Genomic DNA, 24,959 nt, shown 5'->3' with positions numbered 1-24,959 from the left:
GCCACGCACGAAAGATCCGCCCCTCTCCCGCGACTAGAAAACGATCAGCTGACCCCGCAGCCCCATGAAAACAGCCATATCGTTCCGGCTGACGGGATCTATGACCTGGAGGTCCGCGCTCAGGCGGAACCAGGGCGTAAGGGCGGCATTGTAATAGGCCTCGACGCCGCTTTCATCCTGGAGATCGATGCCCAAGTCCTCGAGCCCGTCGAGCAGCTTGTCGCTCAAGCCGTAGCGGAAATAGGCGATCCCGAAGCGATCGTCCGATCGGCCGGGAATGAAGCTCGACCCGCCGATGCCGGCAATCGCATGCCATGCGATGACATTGGGGTTTGCGTCGGAAATGCCGACCTCGCCGAACACGCCCCATCCCTCGCGCGGGTTGTCGGGATTCTGCTGAAGATATTGCTGGAACGAATAAGCCGCATACCAGCGGTTCGACTTGGGCGAGAAGTCCTGCGACTCCGGCGGCAGGCCCAGCCCCGGAACATTGTCGAGATCGAAGCCGTCCTGGGTGCTGTAGGCAAGCTTGACCCCTTGGAATCCCGAAAGGCCGCCAATCTTGACGGGAACGGTTATGGACGCAAGTCCCGTCACACCCTCGCTGAAGGGATGTTCGAAGACCTCCCAGCTCTCCGCATTGCGGGGATCATAGACATAGAAGGCATAGATGGCCGGCGCTGTCCTGATCACCAGATTGGCGCCCAATATATAGGGAGGCGTTATGCCGCTGATAGGCGCCGTAAGGCCCACATTCAGGAACGAGCCATTCGCATCGCCATTGCCGATCAGCGGCGTCTGCGCCGCCGTATCCACCATGTTGAAGTTGCCGATGCTGACCGTGACGCCATCCGCAATGGCTTGCGTGAGCACGACCGAGACATATTCATCGGTGCCGCCCAAACGCGGCAAGCCCATCCCGGTATCCACCGGAAGCAATACTCCCGATCCCGATGAATTGGCGTCGTCGCCATATTCGAGCTCGCCGTGAATGCTGACGGAGAAGCCGGACCACAACCCCACTTTCCCGCCGTCGATCCCGACGAAGAGGTCGCCCTTTCCGCCATATTGCCAGGTCCTGTCGCCCTCGCCCGCGACGGTTCCCTGGTAGAACTGCGTGAAAGCCAAGCCGAGATTGATCCCGGCATCTTTCAGGTCCTGTTTGGAGCTGTCCGGGACCAGCAGCTGGGAGCGATCCAGGATCGACTCTTCAGCCCCGGCCGCGGCCGGCAACGCCATCAGCGTCCCCAGAACAAGCAATGAGATGTTGAATTTCATGGGGACGGATTTCCAATTTTATGACTTCGCCATCAGTTCCAGCACCGAGAGCGTGCCGACCTTCGCGCCCACCGGGATCGCATTCAGATCGACCCGGAAGTCGGGATTGTGCGCCGAATACGGAAACACCTTGCCGGCCTTCGCTGCTTCGGCGAAGAGCGCCGGGTCGGCGACGCCGACCGCCATATAGGCGACCGGAACCTTCTCGTGCGGCCCCCTCAGCAGATGCACGTCTTCCGAACCGGTGGCTGGCGGAAATTCGTCGATGACCTGCTTCTCGCCCAGGAGACCAGCCAACATGGGCTTCAGCAGCGCCGCCAGCTTGGCGTCATTGACCAGCGGGGGCGAAAAACCTTTCATGACCACGGACGGCAATTGGTCTTTCGGCATTCCATAGGTCGAGGCGATCCCGTTATTGATGCTGTTGACGCCGTTGATCATCTGCTCACGGACCTTGAGGTCGAAGAACCTGAGATTGAGCTTGAGCAGAGCTTCCTTGGGAATGACATTGTTGTCGGAGCCGGCCTGGAAGGATCCGACGGTCAGCACCGCCGTATCGAGTGGATTGAGGACCCGCGAGAGGATCATCTGATATTCCATGACCGCCAAAGCGCCCATGATGACCGGGTCCTTCGTCATCTGCGGCATGGAGCCGTGGCCGCCGACGCCGTGGAAGGTGATATCGATCTGGTCGGTGCCGGCCATCACCGTGCCGCCGCGGGCGCAGATATAGCCGGTTGGTATCGGCGCCGTATGCAGCGCCAGCAGATAATCGGGCGTCGGCACGCCATGCTTGCTGTAGAGTCCGTCATCGACCATGGCCTTCGCACCTGTGATCGGCTCTTCGGCCGGCTGTCCGATGAGGACCAGGGTGCCGCCCCAACGGTCCTTGTTTTCGACCATCACTTTGGCAAGGCCGAGCATCCAGGTGACATGGGCATCGTGACCGCACATATGCGCGACATAAGTCTCGGTCCCGTCCGGCCTTTGGGCTCGAACCTTGCTGGCATAGGGCAGTCCTGTCGCCTCCTCGACGGCATTGGCGTCCATGTCGGCGCGGTACATCACGGTCGGACCGTCACCATTGCGCAGGATGGCCGCGACGCCGGTTTGCGCTATGCCCGTCTTCACCTCGAAGCCGAGATCGCCGAGTGTCTTTACAATGATTCCTGCCGTGCGGACTTCCATGAAGCCGAGCTCGGCATTCTGGTGGATGTCCTTGTAGATCTCGACCAGCCTGTCCTTGTCGGCGTCGATGGCGTCGAAGACCTTTTTTGCTAGGTCGGCGGGAATCCGGCTCGTCGCCGCGTCGGTGGCCTGCGCCGCCGCCGGAGAGGCGAAGCTCGCGAACGCCAACGGTGTCGCGGCGACCGCCGCCCCGCCACCCAGGAAGAAGCCGCGGCGGGAGAGAATGCCTGCCCATTGCGCCGCGTCGCCGCAAAAACATCCATTGGAACATGCGGGGGAATGCGCCAGTTCCTGATATTTCTTGCCAAGCCGCCTGATCATCTTGCCGCTCCGTTGATTGTGCCTCTGTTACGCTGGACTCATGTGCCGCAGGATTCGAATCCGCGACGCAGAAGATGCTCGTCGAGATTACGCCCGATGAAGACGAGCCGGCTCTCGCGCCGCTCGTCCTCCTTCCATGGCTGCTGGTGATCTCCCTCCAGGACCATATGCACGCCCTGGATGACATAACGGTCGGGATCGTCCTTGAAGGCAAGGATGCCCTTCATCCGCATGATGTCCTGCCCCCGGCGATCCGTCACATCCTGGATCCAGCGGAAGAACTCTGCCGCGTCGAGCTCGCCGCTCCGGAAGGAAGCCGAGCGGACGGCTCCATCGTGCTTCACCCTCCGCTCATGCTCATGCTCGTGATCATGGTGCGCCAAGTGATCATGATGGTGGTGATGATCGCAATCTGGCCCGCACGCCGTTTCGTCATGGAAATGATGATCGGTGCCGAATGAGCGCTGCAGATCGAAGGCACCGCAATCCAGGATCTGCGTCAGATCGAGATCGGCCCGGGTGGCGATGTGGATACGAGCGCCAGGGTTGATTTCTTTTATGACATGGCGCGCATGCTCGAGGTCCTCTTCGCCGACCAGGTCGGCCTTGTTGAGGATCACGATGTCGGCGAAGGCGATCTGCGCTTCGGCCTCGGGCGAATTGCGCAGTTGCAGGGGCAGATGCTTCGCGTCGACAAGGGCGATGACGGCGTCCAGCCGCGAGCGCTCCCGGATCATGTCGTCGGCGAGGAATGTCTGCGCCACCGGCGCCGGGTCCGCCAGGCCCGTGCTTTCCACGATGATGGCATCGAAACGATCAGGCCGCGAGGTGAGCTCGGTGACGGCGCGGGCGAGATCGCCGCGGACGGTGCAGCATATGCAGCCGTTGCTCATCTGGACCATCTCTTCGCTCGCCTGGACGATCAGGTCGCCGTCGATGCCGATCTCCCCGAACTCGTTGACCACGACGGCATAGCGGCGGCCGTGATTCTGCGTGAGGATGCGGTTGAGCAGCGTGGTCTTCCCGGCGCCAAGGAAGCCGGTCAGGAGCGTTACGGGTATCTGCGGTTTCATGCCGTCCTCGCCAGGATTTGCTTGCCTATCCTCCATAGGCGCAGCGCGAGCAGCATCAGCGCTACGCCGATGGCGAGCATCGCTATGCCGATCAGCGAGGCCACGGCCACAATGCCCCAAGCCCAGTTGGCGATGATTGCCGCGCCGAACAGGATCGAGATCATGCCCGTTGCCGCCAGCCAGAGCTCACCGGAAAGCTCCTTGCGCAGGATGACGGCGGATATCAGCTGGAAGATGCCCATGACGATGGTCCACCCGCCGATCAACAGGACGAGGTAGATGGCGATCTCTCCCGGGATCAGGATGGCCGCCAGTCCCACGACAGCGCTGACAATGCCACTGGCGAGAAGGAGCAGGCGGTTCCTTCCCTTCGCCTTCGGTGAGAGTGCGCCCCATGCCGTCAGGGCCCCGTCGACAAGCGCATAGCCGCCGAAGGCGAATGTCAGGAACCTGAGAAACTGTGCCGGCCACAGAAGCGCGCAAATCCCGAGGGCGATGCCGAAAAGGCCGCGCACCAATATGGTGGACCACATGGCGACGAGCGCTTCTTTCATGCCGTCCCGCAGCGCGGCGGACCTCGCCATCCCTTGCCTCCCTCGCCGACGAACCGGCCGCGCCCCAGCAACATGATCCCAAAGTCGCTACACATGCTATGTTCGGCCGGGGACGACGGGCTATCCATATCCCGCAGGATTTCGGCTATCGTGATGATTTTACTGAATAACGTAAGGGATGGTTAATCTTGGCCAATACCCTAGCGCGCATAGACGGTCACGACCGGCGCCTTGCCGGGCAGGAGCTTGTTGTAGACGAACCTGATGAGGGAGATATTCCGCCGCAATCCCCGCAGGTCGATGTTGCGCGTGCATTGATTGGCGCCAATGAGCTTGCGGATCTTGATGTCCTGGCTGCCGGCATTGCCGAACACCACATCGACATCGCGGAACCATACCGGACGCCGCGACACGCAGATCTTGATCTGCTTGTGCCAGTCAACCCCGCGAACCCGAATGATGTCGCGGTCGACGCCGAAACGGACTGTTTGCGTGCCAATCCGCTCCCACGCCGCTGCCTGGGCCGAGACCGCAACCACAAGCCCGAACGACAACAAGGCGGCGGAACATAGTGCTTTGATATTCATGAATGTTTCCCTTCTGTTGCAGGAGCTGACGCAGGAACTCTGCCCGCCTCGACTTTCGCTCCGAAAACTATTTGCTTCGGTCAGCGCAAGCTATCCGGAACGCGCATCTTTTCAGCGCGCGCAACCAGCGCGTGATCAGGAAAAGTGGATGCCGGTTTTCCGTCCGATCACGCGCTAAACTTAGGATTTCGATCACGTTTATCACTTCAGACCGTTTCGGTCTGAAGTGATCGTGATCCAGGCGCTCACGACTGGATGGACTGCAGATGTCCTAACAACCAATCTGTCACCTATTGGGCATTCCTTATATTGCAGCGATCAGCCCCCGGCATTCGGGGACCGGAAGACCACGGGAACACGCCTGATCAAAAGCAAGGTCCGAGCTTCCTTCGCCAAAAACTGCGCCGCCGGAAGACGAAACTTGCGTGATGCTTTTGCCTATAGAAAGATAGATCGATTAAAATCGGCGATTCTTCGTTTGAAGAGGCTGATGTGATAACGATGATATACAGAAGCTGATTGTGGTGACTCAAGCTATGTATCGTGTTCGCTCCGGACAGCGCAGCTTCGATGATCCCGATGCCTTGGCGGCAACGATTCCAGGTGGGTTCTTTGGCGTCCTGCCGCTGGAGAAGATGCCGTTCGGGGCTAGTCTTCGCGACCTGGAAATCGGACTTGGCTTTTTGGTGCGGAGCGTAAAGACATCAGGTGCGGTGGCAATCCGGTCTGAATTTACCGCGACGATGCCCTGTATTGCTTACCTCCTTCCTTGTCTCGATGGCAGCCCGGCGCTGTTCGATGGGCTTGAAGCCGGAGGCCGTACGATCGCTTCGCGTATCGTCGGCCACACGCCGAGCTTGCGCACATTCGCTCCCAATGAAGTTGTCAATTTCACAATGTCCTTGGGCATTTTGGAGCCGGCAGTTGACGCGTTTGCCGGCAAATCGGGCAAGCCGCTCCTCGTTTCGCCGAGCACGATCCTGAATGCGGTAAACGTCGATATTCCACGCTTGCGCGTGCTCCACCGGATCACAGGAGAAATAGCCGGACAGCACCGCCTCAGTGAATCGGGAGCCGTCGCACTGCCGGCATTCTCCCTGGTCCGGGACGAGATTCTGGCGACCCTTGTTCGGGGATTGGCGGATACCGGCGTGCGGCCCGATCATCGGGCTCGCCAGTTGCAAACACATTCGATGGCGAAAATTGACCGCTATCTGGACGAACACCGGGCAACTGTCGTCGGCCTGCAAGACCTTTGCTCCGGCACCGGCTTACCCTTGCGAACGGTAGAGGCGATCATTCGGGGCCGGACTGGCTTGTCGGCGCTGACTTATCTTCGGCGAAGGCGGCTGGCATTCGTGCGCGAGGCGCTGCTGAAACCGGCTTCGGCGACAACCGTCACGTCGGCGGCAATGCAATTCGGATTCTGGCATCTCGGCCGGCTATCCCAGTATTACCATCAAGCCTATGGCGAATTGCCGTCCACGACGATTTCAAGAGCGCTCGGACACCCGGTCAGCTTCCTCCGATAAGTAAATTTGTACGCATGTCGGCACCGCCGATCGCGCACAGGAAGGCCCGGCAGCACGTTTGGATTGTTCCGTTGATACGCATGACAAGTTGCTTCCGGGCAAATACATCCATTCACGCATCAACGCGGACATAATCATATCGTAGCGTGTTTCGGATAGTTGGCGCTATCGGACTTAGCGTATGACGGCTTTAAATGCGGGTCAAATATGCAAGGGAGCGCCATATCTCCCTTTGGAGGAGGTCCGATGCCTGAAGGTGAAGCACTCGGCGGCGAGATGACGCGCCGTGCGCTAATGTCCTTGGCGGCAGCTGCGGCTGCGATCAGGCCGGTCTCGTCATTTGCCCAGAGCAATACGGTCCGGCGCGACAACGAATCCGGTCCTTACGATCTGGTGATCCAGCGTGGCCGGGTCATCGACCCCGAGACCGGTCTGGATGCGATCCGCGATGTCGGCATCAAGGACAATCATATTGCCGCGATATCGGAAACACCGTTGCAAGGGGTGCGGATATTGCAGGCCGAAGGGCTGGTGGTCGCACCGGGCTTCATCGACCTTCATGCGCATGGCCAGCAGCTTCCCGCTGCCTGGGCGCAGGCGTTCGATGGGGTTACAACCGCGCTGGAGCTCGAATCGGGGCTCCTGCCGATCTCGCGCTACTATGATCTCGTCGGGAAGGAAGGCCGGCCCATCAACTATGGCGCTTCTGTTGCCTGGACCTACGCCCGCATCGCTGAGAAGGAAGGAATGGAGCCGGATGGCACGATCCTCTGGTTCCAGGGCGCCTTCGTCAAGTCCAATTGGCAGACAACGCTTGCCACGACCGAGGAGATCGACCGTATTGTCGCCCGCGTCGAAGACGGCCTGCGTGACGGCGGCCTCGGTATCGGCATCAACGCGGGATATGCGCCAGGCTATGGCCGCAAGGAATATTACCGGCTTGCCGAGCTTGCCGCTCGGTATGGCGTTCCCACCTATACCCACGTCCGCTACGGCAGCGTGAAGGAGCCGCAGAGCGCTTTCGAAGCCTTCGAGGAACTGGTTGCCTTATCGGCGGCAACCGGCGCGCATATGCATGTATGCCACATCAACTCCTCCTCGAGCCGCGACATTCGCGATTGCGTGACCCTTCTTAAAGGGGCCCAGGCGCGGGGACTGCCGGTGACCGTGGAGGCCTATCCCTATGGCGCCGGTTCTTCGACGGTCGGCGCGGAGATTTACCGCGGCGCCGACTGGCTGGAGCGCTGGGGCGCGACCGATGCCTCCGCCATGGAACTCAACGGTCAGCCGCTGACCCAGGCGAAGATCGACGAGCTTCAGGCTTCGGCTCCCGGAACCGTTATCGTCATGCACTTCCTTAGGCCCGACACGTCGGAAGTGGATCAGGCGCTGCTCGATCTCTCCGTTCTCTATCCCGGTGGAAGCATCGCTTCCGATGCGATGCCCTGGCAGACACCCGCGGGCCTGGTCGAGGGCGATGTCTGGCCGTTGCCGGAGGACGCATTTGCCCATCCCCGCTCTACGGGTTGCTATTCGCGCTTTCTCGCCCGCTATGTGCGTGATCGCAAGGCGGTTTCCCTCTCTGAAGCCTTGGCCAAGATGAGCCTCGAGCCGGCGCGCGTGCTGCAGGCGTCGGTGCCGCAAATGCTCCGCAAGGGGCGTCTCCAGGTCGGCGCCGATGCCGATATCGTGGTGTTCGACCTTGCGACGGTGCAGGACAACGCAACCTTCGTCGCGCCGACGCGCTTGTCGACCGGCTTCCGACACGTCGTTGTCAATGGCACACCGGTGATCGAAGAGGCGAAGCGTAATGCCGATGCCCGGCCGGGGCGCGCAATCCGGCGCCAGGCATGAAAAGCCTGTCTCCCGTGCCGCAGCACCCGATCCCGGTGACGCTCCTCACCGGTTTCCTGGGTGCCGGCAAGACCACACTGGTCAACCGGATGCTTCGCGAGGCCGGCGGGCTGCGCCTTGCGGTTCTGGTGAATGATTTCGGGGCGGTCAATATCGATACCGAGCTGATCGAAGGAACGGCCGACGAGGTCATCGCGTTGAGCAATGGCTGTATCTGCTGCAGCCTGACGGGTGGATTGCTGGCGGCGGTGAGCGGCGTGCTGCGCCGTCCGGAACCGCCGGATGCGATCGTCATCGAGGGCTCGGGTGTCAGCGAGCCCCTGGAGGTTGTGCGGGCTCTTTCCGATCCGGAACTGCAACGTTACGCGCCGCTCGACGCGGTCGTGACGATTGTGGATGCTGGCGGAATTGCTCATCTCGACGGAGATGCTCTTGGGCTTGCACTGCGGCAGATTTCGGCGGCCGACCTCGTTCTCATGAACAAGGTCGACCTGGCGGATGAGGCTGCCATTCGGATCGCGGAAAGCCGTGTGGCAGCGTTGGCCCCTGGGGCGAGAATCATCCGCTGTGTGAATGCAGAGGTGCCGCTCGCCGTCTTGCTCGGACTGGCTGGCGGGAAGCAGCCCGGCGCCTCGTCGGTGCCACCCAGCGCGAGAGAGGCGTTCGAAACCGTCACGATAGAACGGCAGCAGCCTATCCCGACTCAGCGGCTGCACGATTTGCTTTCGAGCCTTCCCGAACGGGTTTATCGCGTCAAAGGCGTTCTCCAGCTGGCCGAGAGGGCGGAAGCACGCTGCATTCTTCAGGTGACCGGAAAGCGCGCCACGATCACCATTGGCGAGCCCTGGAATGGCAGGCAGCCGCGCAGCCAGATCGTTTTCATTGCCGCGAAAGGCACACTCGATCGATCGCTGATCGAAAGTCTATTGGACAATGAGTCCGTGATTAAAATTGGCCCGGAAGCGATGGTGGCCTGAAGCTGCGGTTTCGGAGGAACGGCGTCCTGCGGGGCGCCGTTGCCGCGGCACCAGTCATCCTGGCAGCGGACACGTCTCTGGCCGCCACGCAGACTTCCGAGGGTTCCGTGCCGGCGAGCAGGGTCTCTGCGGAATTGACCACCCGGATCAAAGCCGCCATCACCATAGTCCAGGTGCCCGGCTGCTGACGCCCTTTGAAAGGAGCGCTCCAGCGCGTGATCAGGAAAAGTGGATGCCGGTTTTCCGTCCGATCACGCGCTAAACTCAGGATTTCGATCACGTTTATCACTTCAGACCGATTCGGTCTGAAGTGATCGTGATCCAGGGCCTTGCCTTTGCGACTTGATATCCTCGATGGGGATGGCAAAGTCCCGAGCGCCAATGGGGCGCGGGGACGGCAATGGAAAGCAGACCGACGGAAGCCGACTCGATCGTCAGTCGGATTGACGAATTGCCGCTTCGGCCGATGCACATATTTGCTGTCCTGGCATGCGCGCTTGGACTCTTTTTCGATCTCGCCGAGTTTGCGATTGGCAATGCGCTGTCGGCGGTGTTCTCCGCTCCTCCTTATTCGGCAGATGTGACGGCATTGTCGTGGCTGCTTGCGGCCGTGTATCTCGGCGCAATCGCCGGCGCCTTCGCGACCGGATGGCTTGCGGACCGCTACGGCCGCCGCTCGTTGATCATTGTCCTGCTCGCGATCATTTCCCTCTCATCGGTGGCCGCGGCTGCCAGCCCGGACATATTGTCCCTCGCGACTGCGCGAGGATTGTCCGGCCTTGCCCTTGGAGCCTATCCGCCACTGATGGCCTCATATCTGACCGACATCCTGCCGGCGCGGAACCGGGGCGGCCTCATAATGGCGACCGTCGCGTTAGGGGCGACCGGGCCGTTGGCGCTGATCTTCCTGATCCGCTGGCTTACGCCAATTGAACCACTTGGCGTCGAGGGCTGGCGTTGGGCGTTCATTGTCTGCGCGGCGGCGGCGGGAATCTGCATGCTTTGGTTCCGGAAAGTCCCTGAATCGCCGCGATGGCTGGTCAGTCAGGGAAGACTGGTTGAAGCCAAAACAGCGCTGGCTCGCTTTGGATCGGCCGCCGACAGTTTGGAACATCATACCAAGCCATCTTCTCCCGAAACTCGAAGCACACCTGCCCCTCGAGAAAAGCTCTTGTCGGGACGCCTGGGTTTCCTGCTCTTCATCTATTTTCTCGCACCGTGGTCCACTATCGGTTTTCCGCTTCTTTCCGGAGCAGTGCTCATCCACAAAGGCGTCAATCTCGGCGATTCGTTATTCTATGTCGGCATCTCGAGCATTGGGCCTGTCGCAGGCGCCATTGTCGCGGGTTTCGCCATAGACAGGATAGAAAGGAGAACCGCGCTCATTGTTTCAGCCATCGCCATGGCGACCCTGGGTTTCACATTCGGCGTTTCGCAATCACCGGCTTGGCTGATGGCGAGCGGGCTGGCCTACAACATGGTGATAGCGATCTTCATGCCGACGCTAGTCATCTATGCGGCTGAGCTTTTCCCCACAGCTCAGCGCGCTCGTGCGACCTCTTGGTCGTGGGCGATCAGAGGAATCGGCGCGACATTGACTCCTCTTATCCTGCTGCCGCTGCTGCAGTCTTCCGGCACGGTCGCAATGTTTTGCGCAATAGCAGCGAGTCTCTTCGTATTCGTTGCCGCCCTGACGATATGGGGGCCTCCTGGCGTCGCCGGTCAGGCCATTCGCTGAGTGGAGACGCCCTCTCAAAACCCGACGTGATTGGGATAGACTCCACCCGATAAGCTGCCCATCATTCATTGAGAGGCGGCATTTGGATCAGGGTGACAAACGATGCTCATTTCCATTGATTGGCGACACCTGGCCCTGGTCCTGCTCGTCATGTGGGTAACCGCCGGGACGACGGAAGCCGAAGCCAAGCGCCGCACGATAAGCGGCATGATCAGCTATCGCGAGAGGATAGCCCTGCCCCCATCCGCGATGGCTGAAGTCAAACTGATCGACATATCCCTTGCGGATGCTCCGGCAAAAGTCATCGCGTCGACCACAGTCATGCCGCAGGGTCATGTCCCGTTTCGCTACAGCCTCTCCTTCGACGATGCGCAGATCGAATCGAACCACAGCTACGGTTTGCGGGCCATCATAATGGTGGACGGCGCGCAGTGGTTCACCACGACCACTCACTATCCGGTTCTTGCGGACGGAAAGGACGAGATCGACATGACCTTGCGGCGCACCAGCGGAAACTCGACAGGGACCGGCGACCAGAATCGTCTATCCGGCCGCTGGCTCGCCGAGGATATTCGCGGCGGCGGAGTCATCGACCGGCTTCAGACCGTGCTCGAAATCGCCGAGGACGGCAAAATCACCGGCAGCGGTGGCTGCAATCGCTTTACCGGCCGGGCGACGATCGCCGGCGAGAATTTCACAATCGGTCCTGTGGCCAGCACCAATATGGCCTGCAGCCCTGCCATCATGGACCAGGAGCAGAAGTTCTTTGCCGCACTCCGGGAGGTGCGGACATGGAAAGTCGATCCCACGCGCCGCAAGCTCGCATTGCTGGATGCGGATGGCCGTGCGCTGATCGTCCTGGCCCGCATGTAGTCAAGGGCTTGCCAATCGGCCGTCGCCATCTTGAGGACCTCGGCGATCCATGCCATTGCCGCAGAAGTTTCAGAAAATATTTCAGGCCGAAAACCGGGAACGAGTTTTCGGCCCGTGCCTTGAATAGGCAATGAGAATGTCTCTGACTCTTGATAGGGTCAGCCGTTGCTCTAATTGAGGACAGCGACGCGCACCTTGGCGACGCCCGAGCCATGCATGCCGACGGCGCGCGCCGCGCCATAGGCGAGATCGATGATGCGGCCGCGGATGAACGGGCCGCGGTCATTGATGCGCACGATCACCGAGCGGCCATTGCGCAGATTGGTGACGCGCACCTTGGTGCCGAATTTGAGCGAGCGATGCGCCGCGGTGTAGCCATTGGGATTGAATCTTTCGCCATTGGCGGTCAGCCGGCCGGACTTGTAATAGGAGGCCATGCCGACTTGCGCATGGCTGGGTGCCGAGATGACGGCGGCGGAGAACGGATAGGCAAAGGCACAGAACAGGAGAGCAGCGAGGATTCGCTTCATCTCATCCCCTCATTTGTTGTTGTGGATGCCTGCTGCCTAGGGAACGTATGAGGCGAGAATGTGTTCCCTTATGACGCTGCGTCAATCATGCCATCGAGCGCGATTTCCGGCCTTTTTCCGGCGATGAGATCGGCCGTGATGCGTGCCGCGCCATGGCTCATCGTCCAGCCCATATGACCCTGTCCGGTATTGAACCAGAGATTCCTGGTGCGCCCCTGCCCCAATATCGGCGTGCCTTCCGGCGTCATCGGCCTGAGGCCCGCCCAGTATTCCGAAGCTTCCCAATTGGCGCCGTTGGGAAACAGCTCGCGCATCACGGTCAGCATGTTGCGGAAATCCTCCGGCTGGTGGGTTCGCCCATAGCCTGAGAACTCCGCCGTCGCCGTGGCACGCACCCGGTCGCCATAGGGCGCATAGGCGATGAGATTCTCCTCATCGATGCCGCCGATGCCGGGCGGATTGTTCTTGCCCGCGACGGGCGCCGTGATCGAATAGCCCTTCACCGGATAGATCGGCAGCTTGGCGCCCAGCTGGCGCGCCAGATGCGGGGAATAGACGCCGAGCGCCAGCACGATCACATCGGCGCTCTCGCGCCCCTTGTCGGTCACCACGGCCCTGATGCGATCACCGTCGAGGTCGAAGCCGGTCACGGTCGTGCCGAATTTGAAGGTGACGCCCTGCCCCTCGAGCCATGTCGCCATGTTGCGGGCGAACAGCCGGCAATCGCCGCTCTCGTCGTTCGGCGCATAGAGGGCGCCCGCGAACTTCTCCTTCACATCGCTGAGTGCCGGGTCCTTTCCGGCGATCTGATCGCGCCCGATCAGCTCGATCACGCAGCCCTCCTTGCGCAACAGGTCGGCCTTCGCTCCCGCCGCATCGAGCGCTTTCTGGCTGCGATAGAGATAGAGTATGCCGTCGCGCTTTCCATCATAGGCGACCTTCGCCCGCGACAGCGTGTCGTGGAACACGTTGAGCGAATAGGCGCAGAGCCGCGCCTTGCGCTGCGTGTTGAGGGCGGCGCGCTCGGCCGTGCATTGCTGCCAGAATTTCCACATCCAGCTCCAGAACCGGGGATCGGCGGTGGGACGGAAGCGCAGGGCCTGGTCATTGCGCCACAGGGACCTGAGCAGGATGCCGGGCGCCGCCGGCGACGACCAGGCATAGGCATGGCTGGGCGCAAACAACCCGGCATTGCCATAGGAGGTGAAGGAGGCGGGGAGGGTCTCACGGTCGATCACCGTGACCTCATGGCCGTCGCGGTTCAGTTCATAGGCGGTCGTCACCCCGACAATGCCCGCCCCCAGCACCAGTGCCTTCATGGCTTTTCCTTTGCGGCTTCCACGCCCGAGTGGTAGGCGACTTGGGCCCGCCCGACAACATGCAAGCACACATGCCTACCACGACCCACGCCGATGCCTTTCATTTCGACCACCCGGTCCGGAGCTTCTGGGAAGCGACCGCGGCTCCGCTCGGCATCGACACGGCGCCGCTCGCCGGTGACGCCCAATGTGATATCGCCATCATTGGCGCAGGCTACACCGGGCTTTCCGCCGCGCTGCGCCTGAGGAGCGAATATGGCATGGATGTGCGCGTGCTGGAGGCGGCCGAGCCCGGCTGGGGCGCTTCCGGACGCAATGGCGGCTTTTCCTGCATCGGCTGCCACAAGAGGAGCTACACCTCCCTCATCAAATCCTACGGTCTCGAGGATACGCGCCGCTTCCATGGCGCGATGAAGGATGCCGTCGGCCTGGTCCGTGATCTCTGCACCACCCACGGCATCGATGCCTGGATCCATGACGGCGGCGAGATCTCGCTCGCCCATCTGCCGAACCGCTGGGCTGAACTCGAGGAAGAGCGCGACTTCATGGCCCGCGTCTTCGGCGAGAAGCTCGAGCTTCTGAATGTCGACCAGATGAAGGAGCAGGGCCTGTGGGCGCCGCAATTCCATGGCGGCATCAGGGGCGATGTCGGCTTCAGCATTCATCCGTTGAACTATGCGCGCGGCCTGGCGCGCGCCGCTTACAGGGCCGGCGCCAGGATCCATGGCCGCTCGCGCGTCATCCGCTGGGAGGAGCGCGCCGGACGCCACATCCTCACGACGCAAGGCGGCACTTTGTCGGCGGGCAAAGTCATCGTCGCCACCAATGGCTACACGCCGGAAGACGTCTCGCTTCATCATCGGGGGCGCCTCATGCCGGCCCTCAGCAACATCATCGTCACCCGCCCCCTGAGCGAGGCCGAACGAAGAGATCAGGGCTGGACATCCCGCCTCATGGCCTATGACACGCGCAATCTCCTGCATTATTTCCGGCTCCTGCCCGACGGCCGCTTCCTGTTCGGCGGCCGCGGCGGCACCGATGCTTCCGATGCGGGCGCCGAACCGATGCAGGCGCATATGGAGAACACCTTGCGCCGGATGTTCCCGGTCTTCGGCCAGGCCGGAATCACCCATTTCTGGCGCGGCTTCGTCTGCCTCTCTTATGATCTCGTGCCCTATGTCGGCCCGCTTGACGAGGCGAAAGCCGTGTGGACCGCGCTTGCCTATCACGGCAATGGCGTCGCCATGGCGAGCTATTCGGGCGCGGCGCTGGCCGATCTCATTGGCGGCAAACCTGAGCGCGCCAATCTCCCCTCGATCCTCACCAGGCGCTTGGCGCGCTTTCCGGTACCCGCCTTACGCCCGCTCTATCTCAAGGGCGCTTATCTGTGGTTCAATTATCAGGACAATCGTTAGGTAACCTCAGCAGGCCAGGTGAGGTCGTGACATCGGACCGGATGACAGGCTTTGATCACCTCGTCTTCGGATAATAGAGCGGGAACCCAGCGCAAGAGGCGTCGATGCATTCAACCTGCCCCTTCGATACTTCGGTCACCAGCATTCTCTTGCCGTCCCGCGAGAAAGCCAGATTGGTGGGCTGGGCGCCATCGAGCGGCAGGCGCTCGGCCACCTGACCATCGCGGTCGAGCACCGTGACGTTTTTTTGGTTGTAGACTGTGCAGTAAAGCCGCCCATCCATGCCGAATTTCATGCCATCCGGGCCTTTGAAATCCGGGCGGTCATCGGGCTGCAGCACATTGCCGAAAACCTGGCGTTTCGGCGCTGGTGAAAACACGTCATAATGGTAGATTTCGCCGGTGAACGAGGCATTGGCATAGAGCAGATTGTCCGGCCCGAAAGCGATGCCGTTGGTGAAGCGAATCTTGCGATCTATGATGCGAACGACTTTCATGGCCTTGGGATCGATCTCATAGACGCGGCCATCCCAGTTCAGGTCCATGTACCCTTCGACAAAATTCTGGCCGTCGAGGAAATCGGTCACCGCCATACCGGAGTCGGTCATGTAAAGGTTATCGTCCGGTCCAAAAGCGAGATCATTGGGGAAGAGGAACTGTCCGTCCCTGTCGTCGCCTTCCAGCCGCTTGATCTCGCGGCCATCGGGATCGATGCAGATGAGGGCGCGCAGTCCCGCTTCCGCGATCCAGATCAGGCCGTCGCCGTCGATCGCCAACCCATTTGGACGGCCACCCGTCTTCCTGACCACGTGACGCTGGCCCGTGGGGTCGAGCTTTGTCACGTTGAGCGTGCTGTGCGACATCTCGGTGACATACATGGACCCGTCGGGCAGCGTGACGGGCCCTTCCGGAGCTCCGATATTCGCGGCGAAGATGCTGGATGCCATTTTCCTCTCCTTGCTGTTCGCCATTATGACGGCCGGCGCTCCCTGCCGCCAAGCCAGGTGCGTATCGTGTCGGCGACGCGCGCCGCGGAAAGCCCATAGCGCTCATGCAATGTCGGCAATGCGCCCGCGTCCAGGAACTCGTCCGGAAGACCGATCTGGCGGAACCGACCCGAAAAGCCATGGCGCAGCAGAAGTGCCGCCACGGCCTCGCCAAGTCCGCCAATGACCGTATGGTTCTCGGCGACGATGACCGGTCGCCCCGGCTTCAAGGCTTCGGCCAGGATCGTCTCGCGATCGAGCGGCTTGATCGTGCTCACATGCAGCACGGCGACCCTTATGCCCTGCTGGGCCAACTGCTCGGCGGCTTCGAGGGCGCGCATCGTCATCAGGCCACTGGCGATGAGCAATATATCGGCGCCATCGACCAGAATCCGCGCTTTGCCGATCTCGAAGCGATAGCCATAACGATCCAGAACCAGGGGCACCTTGCCGCGCAGCAGGCGCATATAGACGGGCCCCTGGTGGTCGGCAATCGCGGGTACGGCCTGTTCGATCTCGAGCGCATCGCAGGGGTCGATGATGGTGAGGTTGGGAAGTCCGCGAAAGATCGCAAGATCCTCGGTCGCCTGATGGCTCGGCCCATATCCGGTGGTAAGGCCCGGGAGAGCGCAGACGATCTTGACGTTGAGATTCTCCTCGGCGATCGCCATGCAGATGAAGTCATAGGCCCGGCGCGAGGCGAAGACCGCGTAGGTGGTGGCGAAAGGCACAAAGCCCTCGCGCGCCATGCCGGCGGCAGCGCCCATCAGGAGTTGTTCGGCCATGCCCATCTGGTAAAAGCGATCGGGACAGGCCTGCGCGAAGATATGAAGATCGGTGTATTTGGCAAGATCGGCGCTCATGCCGACGATTTCCGGCCGGGCGAGTGCCGCTTCAACCAGGGAATGGCCGAAAGGCGCTGTCTTCACCGGCTGATCGTCGTCCGCAATCGACGCGATCATCGCCGATGTCTTGAGTCGCGCCGCGCCGCTGGCGGTTTGCGGACGCTTGTATTTGTCGCGCTTCATTGCGGCATCCCCGCATCAAGCACCGCCAGGGCCCTACTCCATTCTTCCGCTTCCACACGCAGGAAATGATTGCGCTCTCGCATTTCGAGGAAATCGATGCCCTTCCCCATCCTCGTGTCGCAGATGATGATGCGCGGCTTCCGCTCGCTCGAATCGCGCGCATGGTCGAAAGCGGCCGACAGGGCTTCGATGTCGTTCCCGTTAACCCTTTGCACATACCATCCAAAGGACAGGAACTTCTCCGCGAGCGGCTCGAAATTCAGGACGCTCTTCGAGGGTCCGTCCGCCTGCATGTTATTGACGTCGACGATGGCGATGAGATTGTCGAGGCCGAAACTCGCCGCCGACAGGGCGGCTTCCCAGGTCGAGCCTTCATTGAGCTCGCCATCGGACAGTAGATTGTAGACGACGCTTGCCGATCTCTTGCGCTTGAGCCCCAGGCACATGCCGACAGCAATGGAAAGCCCCTGGCCAAGGGAGCCGCCGGTGATCTCCATGCCGGGCGTATAGGCCGCCATGCCCGACATCGGCAGGCGGCTGTCATCCGATCCATAGGTCTCGATCTCATCTTCCGGCAGGATGCCGGCTTCGATGAGCGCCGCGTAAAGCGCGATGGCATAGTGTCCAATGGAGAGCAGGAAGCGGTCCCGGCCCTCCCATTCGGGCTCGCTCGGCCGAAATCTCAGCGCATGGAAATAGGATACCGCCAGAATATCGGCGACGCCCAAAGCCTGGGCGATATAGCCCTGGCCCTGCACTTTCGCCATCCGCAGGGCATAGCGGCGAATGTGATAGGCGCGCTGCGCCAGGCTGGTATTGGGGCGGCGCTCATGCATGTCAGAGAACCTTGTCGGTTTCGGGATCGATGAGGATCGATCGGTTCAGGTCGACGGCATAGTCGACGGCGCTGCCTTGAGCGCCCACATCATGGGCGCCAAGCTCGACGGTCACGGCGACCCCGCCCACATGCGAGGTGACAAAGGTGCGAGTCCCGGTCGGCTGGATCAGGTCGGCCTTGGCGCTCACCCGCGCAACGCCGGATGGCATTTTCCCGCCAATGGCCCGGCTGATATGTTGCGGTCTGATGCCGAGGATCACCTGGCGTTCGGCCTTGCCGGCAAGGGCTTCCGTTCGTCCCGGCGGAAGTGCCAGCGTCTCGCCTGTGGCCAGGGCAATGGCCGCACCATTGCCGCGCGCGACAAGCCTCGCCGGGATCAGGTTGATCGAGGGCGACCCCAGGAAGCCTGCCACGAAACCGGTGGCCGGCCGCTCGAAGAGATCAAGCGGCGCCCCCAGCTGCTCGATCCGGCCATCGCGCAACAGCACGATCTTGTCGGCGAGCGTCATCGCCTCCACCTGATCATGGGTGACATAGATCATGGTGGTGGCGATCTCGCGGTGCAGCCTCTTGATCTCACCCCTCATCTCGTCGCGCAATTTGGCGTCGAGATTGGAGAGCGGCTCGTCGAAGAGAAAAAGCTGCGCCTGACGCACGATGGCGCGGCCAATGGCGACGCGCTGACGCTGGCCGCCGGAGAGTTGGCGAGGATAGCGCTGTAACAGGGGGCCGATGCCAAGCATGGCCGCAGCTTCATCGACACGTCGCTTGATTTCGGGCTCGACGACCTTGCGGGCGCGAAGCCCGAAGGCGACATTGTCATAGACGGTGAGATAGGGATAAAGCGCGTAGTTCTGGAACACCATGGCGATGTTACGGTCGCGCGGTCGCATGTCGTTGACGATTTGCCCACCGATGGCGATCGTTCCGCCATCGAGTTGCTCCAATCCGGCAATGGTGCGCAGCAACGTGCTTTTGCCGCAGCCTGACGGTCCGACGAAAATGGCAAACTCCCCTTCGCCGACATGCAGATCGATGCCTTTGAGGGCATGCACCGCGCCGTAATATTTCTGCAGCCCCGCTATTCTGACATCCGCCACAGGCTTCTCCCTATCCCTTGACCGCGCCGAGCGAAATGCCGCGCACCAGATAGCGTTGCATGATCGTCACGGCGACGAAAATTGGCAGCGTGCCGAGCACAGACATGGCGGCGATCTTCGACCAGAAATTCGACTGGCCGCCGAAATAGTGGGTGAGCTGCACCGGGAAGGTGATCACCTCGGTGCGCGTGAGGATGAGCGCGAAGATGAAGTCGTTCCAGGCGAAGACGAAGGTGAACACCGCCGTCGCCATCAGCCCCGAGCGCGCCATTGGGAACACGACCTTCCACAAGGTCTGCCAGCGCGTGCAGCCATCGACGAGAGCGCTTTCCTCGAGTTCGAGCGGGATGTCGGCGATGTAGCCGCGCATCATCCAGATGACATAGGGAAGGTTGAATGCGGTATAGAGCAGGATGAGACCGAAATAGGTGTCGACCCAGCCGAAATGCACGTAGATGAGAAAAATCGGGAAGACGATCGCGATCGGCGGGATCATGCGCTGCGAGATGATCCACATGGCAAGATGCTCGCCGCCGGTGCGGAAGCGGGCGAGACTGTAGGCGCAGAAGGTCCCGAAAATCATCGCCAGGAGGGAGCTCACGCCTGCCACGATGAAGCTGTTGAGGATCGCCAGCACGTCACCATCCCTGAACAGCACCAGATAGCTGCCGAGCTGCAGCTGGCTTGGGTACCATACGGGCGGAACGTGATAGATCTCGTCCGCGGTCTTGAATGAGATCATGAAGAGCCAATAGACGGGGAAGAGGAATATGACCGTCACGGCCGAAGCGAGAACATAGCGCAGCAGCAATCTTCCGCCGCCGCGACGGCGGCTGTATCCGAAGCTCATCGGACCATCTCCATTCGCCGCAGGGCGATCGTCACGATGGCGGTGAGGATGACGATCACCAGGAAGGCGACGGCCGCCGTATAGCTGGTGTCGAACTGCACGAAGCCGATGACATAGGCATAGAGTGAAATGGTCTCGGTCATCGAGCCCGGGCCGCCTTCGGTGAGCGCCCAGATGATGTCGAAGATGCGGACGAGATCGAGGCCGCGGATCAGCACCGCCACCGCAATGACGGGCGTGATCGCCGGGATGACGATCTGGCGCAGCACGCGCCAGTAGGAGGCGCCATCGATTTCGGCCGCCTCGAGCTGTGACTGGTCGACATTCGACAGGGCTGCGAGCAGCAGCAGGAACATGAAAGGCGTCCACTGCCAGACTTCACAGACGACGATGGCAGGATAGACAAAGGATGGATTGACCGTCCACAGGATGTTGACGGGTTCGCCGGCGAAGAAGCTCAGGATCTGGCCAATCGGACCGAAGCGCACGTCGAACATGAGCCGCCATGTAGCGCCCGCGACGATCGGTGAAATGACCGTGGGGAGCACGAGCAGCGCCACGAAAATCTGCCGTCCCGGGAATCTTTCGAGGAACAATTGCGCCAGCAGGAAGCCGAAAACGAGCTCGAGCGGCAGCGCCACCATCGTGATCAGTGCCGTGTGCAGCAGCGACTCCCACAGGCGACTGTCCTTGAACAGCTGAACGTAGTTCAAGGCCCCGGCGAAGGAGGTATCGACCTCCGTCATCGTGATGTTCTGGAAGCTGACGACAAGCGAATAGACGAGTGGGAAGATGCCCACCAGCAGCAGGATGAGGATCGCCGGTGCGATCATCAGATATTTGAAGCCCCGGTCGGAGGCGACCGATATCCTTTGGGCCAGCGCAGGTCGGGTGTTCATGAACTCTTTTCTGACGAAAGGGGTGAAGGGCCATTGGGAAGGCCCTTCACCGCAAATCCGGGGAGATCAGGGATAGGCGCCGGGCTTCGCCGCCCATGCCTTGTAGACGGCCTTCTGCTTGTCGACGCCGACCTTTTGCGTGACTGCATCAAACTGCTCCGCCAGGCGGTCCAGGATGGCCTGCGCATCCTCGCCGGCCCAAAGGCTGCTGATCGCCTTCGTCATCGCCTCATCATATTTGTCCTGCTGCAGCAATGACAGGTCAAGGAGACCGGTTTCGCCGGCGCGCTTGATCGTGTCGAGATAGGCTCCCGCATCCGGCCACAGCTTCCTGTATTCCGCACTCTCGTAGTGCGATGTGCGGAACGGATCGCGCAGCGTATAGGGAAGCTGGACGCGCTCGAGGCTCGTCTGCTTGCTGTTCAGCCACTGGATGAACAGATAGGCGGCTTCCTTGTGCTTGCTGGCCGTGGAGACCGACAGGGCGAAGCCGACACCCAGCTCGTCGCGGCCCAACGGATTGAGCGCATAGCCGACCTTGCCGGCGATCTGCGATTTCGGCACCCAGGAGAGCGCCTCTTCGCCCGATCCATATCCCGCGGCCCAGCGGCCATAGGGCGGCCAGGAGATCGTCATGGCGGTCGTGCCTTGCAGGAAATTGGCCAGATTGTCGACGAAGTTCCATTGCTCGACGCCGGGCGGCATGAACTTGTTTTCCGCCACCATGCCCTCGAAGACCTTGAGGCCGACCGGGCTGTTGACGGTCGCCTTCATGGTTTCGGCATCGAAGAACTTGCCGCCCTCCATGCGGAAGCGCTCCTGGAACATGTATTGCGGATAAGGCGCGGTGCGGAAGAAGCCGGCGCCATAGGTCTTGGGCGCCAGCTTGTCGGTGATGAACTGGCCGATCTCGGCAAACTGCTTCCAGTCCTTGGGCGGGGCGAGGTCATAGCCGTGCTTGGCCTTGAACTCCTCCTTCATTTTCGGATCCGCGAATATGTCCTTCCGGTAGTAGAGGAGCATGACATCGCCATCGTCCGGGAAACCGTAGATCTTGCCATCAACGGTCATCTGGTTGTCGCGATAGGCGGGAGCGATGTCCTGCAATTCATCGCGATAGCCAAATTGATCGACCCAGGCGTCGAGGGGCTCGAGCGCCCCGGCGCGTACGAGATCCGGCATCCACGACGGAATGACGTTCAAGGCGTCATAGGCGCCGGCACCCGAACGGAAGTCCTGCATGATCTTGGTGAACATCTGATCGGTCGGAACTTCGACGACCTTCACCTTGATGCCGGTCAGCTTCTCCCATTTTGGCCCCGAGTAGTTCAGAGGGTCAAGCGATTGAAGACCCGCCTCCCAGACAATGCTGATCTCGGTGCCGGCATATTTCTTCGCCGCCTCGACTGCCGTTTCAGCAGCATTCTTGCCCTCCGCCCAGGCCGATCCCGGATATAAGGCCAGCAGCGATGTCGCGGCCAGGAATGATCTTCTCTTCATCTTCTCCTCCCATGTTTCTGCGTCAGGTCGGCCGCTGCCGCTGTTCCCCAGCCACAGCCTGCTCCGCGCAGATTCCCTTGAACTAGTGAATGAGCATGCCTCCATTGACGTCGATCACTGCGCCGGTCACGTAGGCCGAGAGATCGGATGCGAGGAACAGAAATATATTGGCCACATCGGATGCAGCACCCAACCGGTTCAGCGGTATGCCCTTGATGATCTCGGCCTTCATGGCGGGGGTGAGCTTGTCGCCGGTGATATCGGTCTCGATCAAGCCAGGCGTAACGCAGTTGACCCGGATCCCGTCTGGCCCCAGTTCGCGCGCCATTGCCTTGGCAAGGCCGAGCACGCCCGCTTTGGCGGCGGAATAATGCGGCCCCCCGAAGATGCCGCCGCCGCGCTGCGCCGATACCGAGGACATGCAGGCAATGGAGCCCTTACCGCGATTGCGCATATGGGGAATGACGGCTTGGCTCAGATAGAGGACGCCCCGCAGATTGACATCCATGATCCGGTCCCAGTTCTTGGGATCGATCTCCATCGTCCTGACCGGCTGGGTGATGCCGGCGTTGTTGATGAGGATATCGACGGTGCCGAGCTTCTCGATGACGCTGGCGACGGCGCTCCGGCATGCCTGGGCATCTGTCACATCGCACCGCAACCCCAGATGCCCGGACCCGAGTGTAGATGCAGCCTCGTGAGCTGCATTCAGGTCAATATCGAGAACGGCGACTTTGGCACCCTGCCCGGCAAAGGTCCGTGCGGTTGCCAGGCCGATGCCGCGTTTGCTGGCGGCCCCTGAAATAACGGCGATTTTTCCGTGCAGAAGCAAACGGGTCCTCCCAATTGGCGACGCTTTTTTGAGGAGGATGATGGGAATCCGACGTTTCGACAAACGCGACCTTTACAAGAATACATGAATCCAGTTCACTAATCGAATGCAGCTTACCCTTTTGCGCGCATTCGAAGCGGCCGCCCGTACCGGCTCTTTCCAGGAGGCGGCGGTGGAACTGCATCTGTCGCCGAGCGCCATCAGCCATGCCATCCGGAAGCTCGAGCAAAGCCTGGGCGCGGTATTGTTCGAACGCGAAGGCCGGAAGGCGCGCCTCAGCGTAGATGGCAAGGCGCTGATACGTCACATCGGGCCGGCCTTCGACGATATCCGGCGCGGCGTCAGTCTGGTCTCGACCCGCGGCCCCAAGGTATTGCGCGTCCATTCCGCGCCGAGCTTTGCCGCGCAGTGGCTGACCCCGCGCCTGCCGCAGTTCCTGGCGGCCCATCCCGACATCGAAATTCGTCTCTCTGCCGGCACGGACTATACGCGCTTCACCACCGACGAGTTCGACGTTGACATCGTCTATGGCCGGCAGGACCAGGAAGGTGTCGTCGTGCTGCCGCTCGGCGAAGAAGCCGTGACGCCGCTCTGCACACCCAAATTCGCCAGTCTGATCCTGAAGCCCGAGGACCTTCTGCGCCACGCCCTCATCGACAGCGACAACAAGCAGATCAGGTGGCCCGACTGGTTCGCCGCCAACGGCCTGTCGGCGCCGCCGCCACATGGCATGCGCTTCGATCGCAGCTTCCTGGCGATATCGGCGGCGGCCAGCGGGCTTGGAGTCGCGCTCGAATCGACCAGGCTTGCCGAAAGAGAGATCGCCGATGGTCGCCTTGTGCCGATCCTCTCCGGCAAATCGGTCGATGTCCGCTATGTCGGGCACTTTCTGGTCTTTCCGCGCATCGCGGTACGGCGGCAAACCTTGCAGATTTTCAGGCGATGGATCGTGAGCGAGCTCGGACTTCCGGTTTCGAGCTCGATTTGAGGCCGGCCCTTCCCTGTTCAAGAATCTTGCGCAGCGGCGACACACCGTTCGGGGTCTATATCTTCCTGCTCACACGCCGGTGGCAATCTCGGCAACGCGGTTGCGCTGATCGAAGTGCTCAGCCAGATCGTCGACGCGGTCGGCGAGAGGCTGACGGTCCTCGCCGACAGTGGTGTTCAACGTGACAGCATCGCGCGCGGCGATCATCCCACCACTTGATAATGCGATTGCTCGAAATTCTGCGCCACGATCGTGACAAACCGATCGGCGGTTACGACAAAGAAGGTCTTGCGCAGCCGCTCCTTGACGTCCCATGTGACGACTTCGCCTTGATGGCAGAACCAGCTGTCACCGGGCCCATAGGTGACGCTGTTGCCCGCTTCGTCCGTCAGCGTCACCTCACCAGCCAGAACGGTTGCATGCTCGTGGAAGGGATAGATGACCTTGAAACGGCCCTTCGTCACCTCATAGATTCCGCTCAGGATCTGCCCGTTTCCCGAAGAATAGAGATTCTTCCCATGCATGATCGGTGCACCGTCGAGCGTCACCGCCGACAGCCGCTCAGGCGGCCCCCAGACGTCGAGGCTGATGGGATCGGACTTGAGCTTGTAGGCGATCATCTGCATTTCCTCCGTGTCATGACTATTGCTTGAATCCCGAGGCGCGCGGCGGCCTCGCTGGCCGCGAGCGATCAGGATGC

General features: G+C 61.2%; 24 protein-coding genes. 8 read left to right on the top strand and 16 right to left on the bottom strand.

The genetic code is table 11. The features are described 5' to 3' along the window. Positions 1 to 33: 33 nt before the first annotated feature. The 5 genes from DT068_RS01325 to DT068_RS01305 all read right to left on the bottom strand — a co-directional run bounded on the left by DT068_RS01325 (position 34) and on the right by DT068_RS01305 (position 5,001). Entirely contained in the window at positions 34 to 1,278 is a 1,245-nt protein-coding gene (locus DT068_RS01325; protein ID WP_119387959.1) for a carbohydrate porin, read from the bottom strand. 18 nt (positions 1,279 to 1,296) lie between these two features. After that, positions 1,297 to 2,787: an amidohydrolase gene (locus DT068_RS01320; protein WP_119387958.1), complete on the bottom strand. Its 1,491-nt coding sequence runs from the start codon at positions 2,785 to 2,787 to the stop codon at positions 1,297 to 1,299. A 38-nt stretch (positions 2,788 to 2,825) separates the two neighbouring features. Next, a complete protein-coding gene (locus DT068_RS01315; protein ID WP_119387957.1) occupies positions 2,826 to 3,860 on the bottom strand; it encodes a CobW family GTP-binding protein in 1,035 nt (344 codons plus the stop codon). Beyond that, entirely contained in the window at positions 3,857 to 4,444 is a 588-nt protein-coding gene (locus DT068_RS01310; protein ID WP_119387956.1) for an HdeD family acid-resistance protein, read from the bottom strand. The genes DT068_RS01315 and DT068_RS01310 overlap by 4 nt, the downstream gene beginning before the upstream one ends. 170 nt (positions 4,445 to 4,614) lie before the next feature. Beyond that, positions 4,615 to 5,001 carry a DUF2541 family protein gene (locus DT068_RS01305; RefSeq protein ID WP_119387955.1) on the bottom strand — a complete coding sequence of 129 codons (387 nt, stop codon included), beginning with the start codon at positions 4,999 to 5,001 and terminating at the stop codon, positions 4,615 to 4,617. 536 nt (positions 5,002 to 5,537) lie between these two features. Between DT068_RS01305 and DT068_RS01300 the strand changes: the two genes are divergently transcribed. The 5 genes from DT068_RS01300 (at position 5,538) to DT068_RS01280 (ending at position 11,975) form a co-directional block, all read left to right on the top strand. Then, positions 5,538 to 6,533, top strand: coding sequence for a helix-turn-helix domain-containing protein (locus tag DT068_RS01300; RefSeq protein WP_119387954.1), 996 nt, complete (start codon positions 5,538 to 5,540; stop codon positions 6,531 to 6,533). Between the two features lie 246 nt (positions 6,534 to 6,779). After that, positions 6,780 to 8,387 carry an amidohydrolase family protein gene (locus tag DT068_RS01295; protein WP_368904360.1) on the top strand — a complete coding sequence of 536 codons (1,608 nt, stop codon included), beginning with the start codon at positions 6,780 to 6,782 and terminating at the stop codon, positions 8,385 to 8,387. Further along, positions 8,384 to 9,364, top strand: coding sequence for a CobW family GTP-binding protein (locus tag DT068_RS01290; RefSeq protein ID WP_119387952.1), 981 nt, complete (start codon positions 8,384 to 8,386; stop codon positions 9,362 to 9,364). Before DT068_RS01295 ends, DT068_RS01290 begins: the two co-directional genes overlap by 4 nt. A 400-nt stretch (positions 9,365 to 9,764) precedes the next feature. Next, on the top strand, positions 9,765 to 11,102 hold the full coding sequence (locus DT068_RS01285) for an MFS transporter (RefSeq protein ID WP_119387951.1): 1,338 nt from the start codon (positions 9,765 to 9,767) through the stop codon (positions 11,100 to 11,102). A gap of 102 nt (positions 11,103 to 11,204) precedes the next feature. Next, the gene (locus DT068_RS01280; protein ID WP_119387950.1) at positions 11,205 to 11,975 is read left to right on the top strand and encodes a YbaY family lipoprotein; all 771 of its coding nucleotides are present in this window, start codon (positions 11,205 to 11,207) and stop codon (positions 11,973 to 11,975) included. Positions 11,976 to 12,145: 170 nt separating this feature from the next. On the opposite strand, the gene DT068_RS01275 is transcribed toward DT068_RS01280, so the two are convergent. Together DT068_RS01275 and DT068_RS01270 are read right to left on the bottom strand one after the other, a co-directional pair. Beyond that, positions 12,146 to 12,505, bottom strand: a complete 360-nt coding sequence (locus DT068_RS01275; protein WP_119387949.1) for a septal ring lytic transglycosylase RlpA family protein — start codon at positions 12,503 to 12,505, stop codon at positions 12,146 to 12,148. A 68-nt stretch (positions 12,506 to 12,573) separates the two neighbouring features. Then, on the bottom strand, positions 12,574 to 13,824 hold the full coding sequence (locus DT068_RS01270; RefSeq protein ID WP_119387948.1) for a D-amino acid dehydrogenase: 1,251 nt from the start codon (positions 13,822 to 13,824) through the stop codon (positions 12,574 to 12,576). 71 nt (positions 13,825 to 13,895) lie between these two features. Here DT068_RS01270 and DT068_RS01265 point away from each other — a divergent pair, with 71 nt between their 5' ends. Continuing rightward, complete coding sequence (locus DT068_RS01265; RefSeq protein WP_162913935.1) at positions 13,896 to 15,239, top strand: NAD(P)/FAD-dependent oxidoreductase; 1,344 nt, start codon at positions 13,896 to 13,898, stop codon at positions 15,237 to 15,239. Positions 15,240 to 15,294: 55 nt separating this feature from the next. Here the strand turns inward: DT068_RS01265 and DT068_RS01260 are convergent, their stop codons facing one another. From DT068_RS01260 to DT068_RS01225, 8 genes are all read right to left on the bottom strand, one after another. Continuing rightward, on the bottom strand, positions 15,295 to 16,185 hold the full coding sequence (locus tag DT068_RS01260) for an SMP-30/gluconolactonase/LRE family protein (protein ID WP_119387946.1): 891 nt from the start codon (positions 16,183 to 16,185) through the stop codon (positions 15,295 to 15,297). Positions 16,186 to 16,208: 23 nt separating this feature from the next. Further along, the gene (locus DT068_RS01255; RefSeq protein WP_119387945.1) at positions 16,209 to 17,252 is read right to left on the bottom strand and encodes a transketolase family protein; all 1,044 of its coding nucleotides are present in this window, start codon (positions 17,250 to 17,252) and stop codon (positions 16,209 to 16,211) included. Next, positions 17,249 to 18,088, bottom strand: a complete 840-nt coding sequence (locus DT068_RS01250; protein ID WP_119387944.1) for a transketolase — start codon at positions 18,086 to 18,088, stop codon at positions 17,249 to 17,251. Before DT068_RS01250 ends, DT068_RS01255 begins: the two co-directional genes overlap by 4 nt. A gap of 1 nt (position 18,089) precedes the next feature. After that, on the bottom strand, positions 18,090 to 19,190 hold the full coding sequence (locus DT068_RS01245; protein ID WP_119387943.1) for an ABC transporter ATP-binding protein: 1,101 nt from the start codon (positions 19,188 to 19,190) through the stop codon (positions 18,090 to 18,092). 10 nt (positions 19,191 to 19,200) lie between these two features. Continuing rightward, positions 19,201 to 20,040 carry a carbohydrate ABC transporter permease gene (locus DT068_RS01240; protein ID WP_119387942.1) on the bottom strand — a complete coding sequence of 280 codons (840 nt, stop codon included), beginning with the start codon at positions 20,038 to 20,040 and terminating at the stop codon, positions 19,201 to 19,203. After that, positions 20,037 to 20,939: a carbohydrate ABC transporter permease gene (locus DT068_RS01235; RefSeq protein WP_119387941.1), complete on the bottom strand. Its 903-nt coding sequence runs from the start codon at positions 20,937 to 20,939 to the stop codon at positions 20,037 to 20,039. Before DT068_RS01235 ends, DT068_RS01240 begins: the two co-directional genes overlap by 4 nt. 66 nt (positions 20,940 to 21,005) lie before the next feature. Continuing rightward, on the bottom strand, positions 21,006 to 22,439 hold the full coding sequence (locus DT068_RS01230; protein ID WP_162913934.1) for an ABC transporter substrate-binding protein: 1,434 nt from the start codon (positions 22,437 to 22,439) through the stop codon (positions 21,006 to 21,008). Between the two features lie 82 nt (positions 22,440 to 22,521). After that, complete coding sequence (locus DT068_RS01225; protein ID WP_119387939.1) at positions 22,522 to 23,271, bottom strand: SDR family NAD(P)-dependent oxidoreductase; 750 nt, start codon at positions 23,269 to 23,271, stop codon at positions 22,522 to 22,524. Positions 23,272 to 23,377: 106 nt separating this feature from the next. Here DT068_RS01225 and DT068_RS01220 point away from each other — a divergent pair, with 106 nt between their 5' ends. Together DT068_RS01220 and DT068_RS28260 are read left to right on the top strand one after the other, a co-directional pair. Beyond that, a complete protein-coding gene (locus tag DT068_RS01220; RefSeq protein ID WP_119387938.1) occupies positions 23,378 to 24,259 on the top strand; it encodes a LysR substrate-binding domain-containing protein in 882 nt (293 codons plus the stop codon). A 114-nt stretch (positions 24,260 to 24,373) separates the two neighbouring features. Next, entirely contained in the window at positions 24,374 to 24,478 is a 105-nt protein-coding gene (locus tag DT068_RS28260) for a hypothetical protein (RefSeq protein WP_368904359.1), read from the top strand. On the opposite strand, the gene DT068_RS01210 is transcribed toward DT068_RS28260, so the two are convergent. Then, positions 24,463 to 24,879, bottom strand: coding sequence for a cupin domain-containing protein (locus tag DT068_RS01210; RefSeq protein ID WP_119388294.1), 417 nt, complete (start codon positions 24,877 to 24,879; stop codon positions 24,463 to 24,465). The two genes, DT068_RS28260 and DT068_RS01210, sit on opposite strands and share 16 nt — an antisense overlap. Positions 24,880 to 24,959: the final 80 nt, after the last annotated feature.

The organism is Taklimakanibacter lacteus (assembly GCA_003576695.1).
Classification (GTDB): domain Bacteria; phylum Pseudomonadota; class Alphaproteobacteria; order Rhizobiales; family Aestuariivirgaceae; genus Taklimakanibacter; species Taklimakanibacter lacteus.
This window is presented reverse-complemented; position numbering and strand designations above follow the sequence as displayed.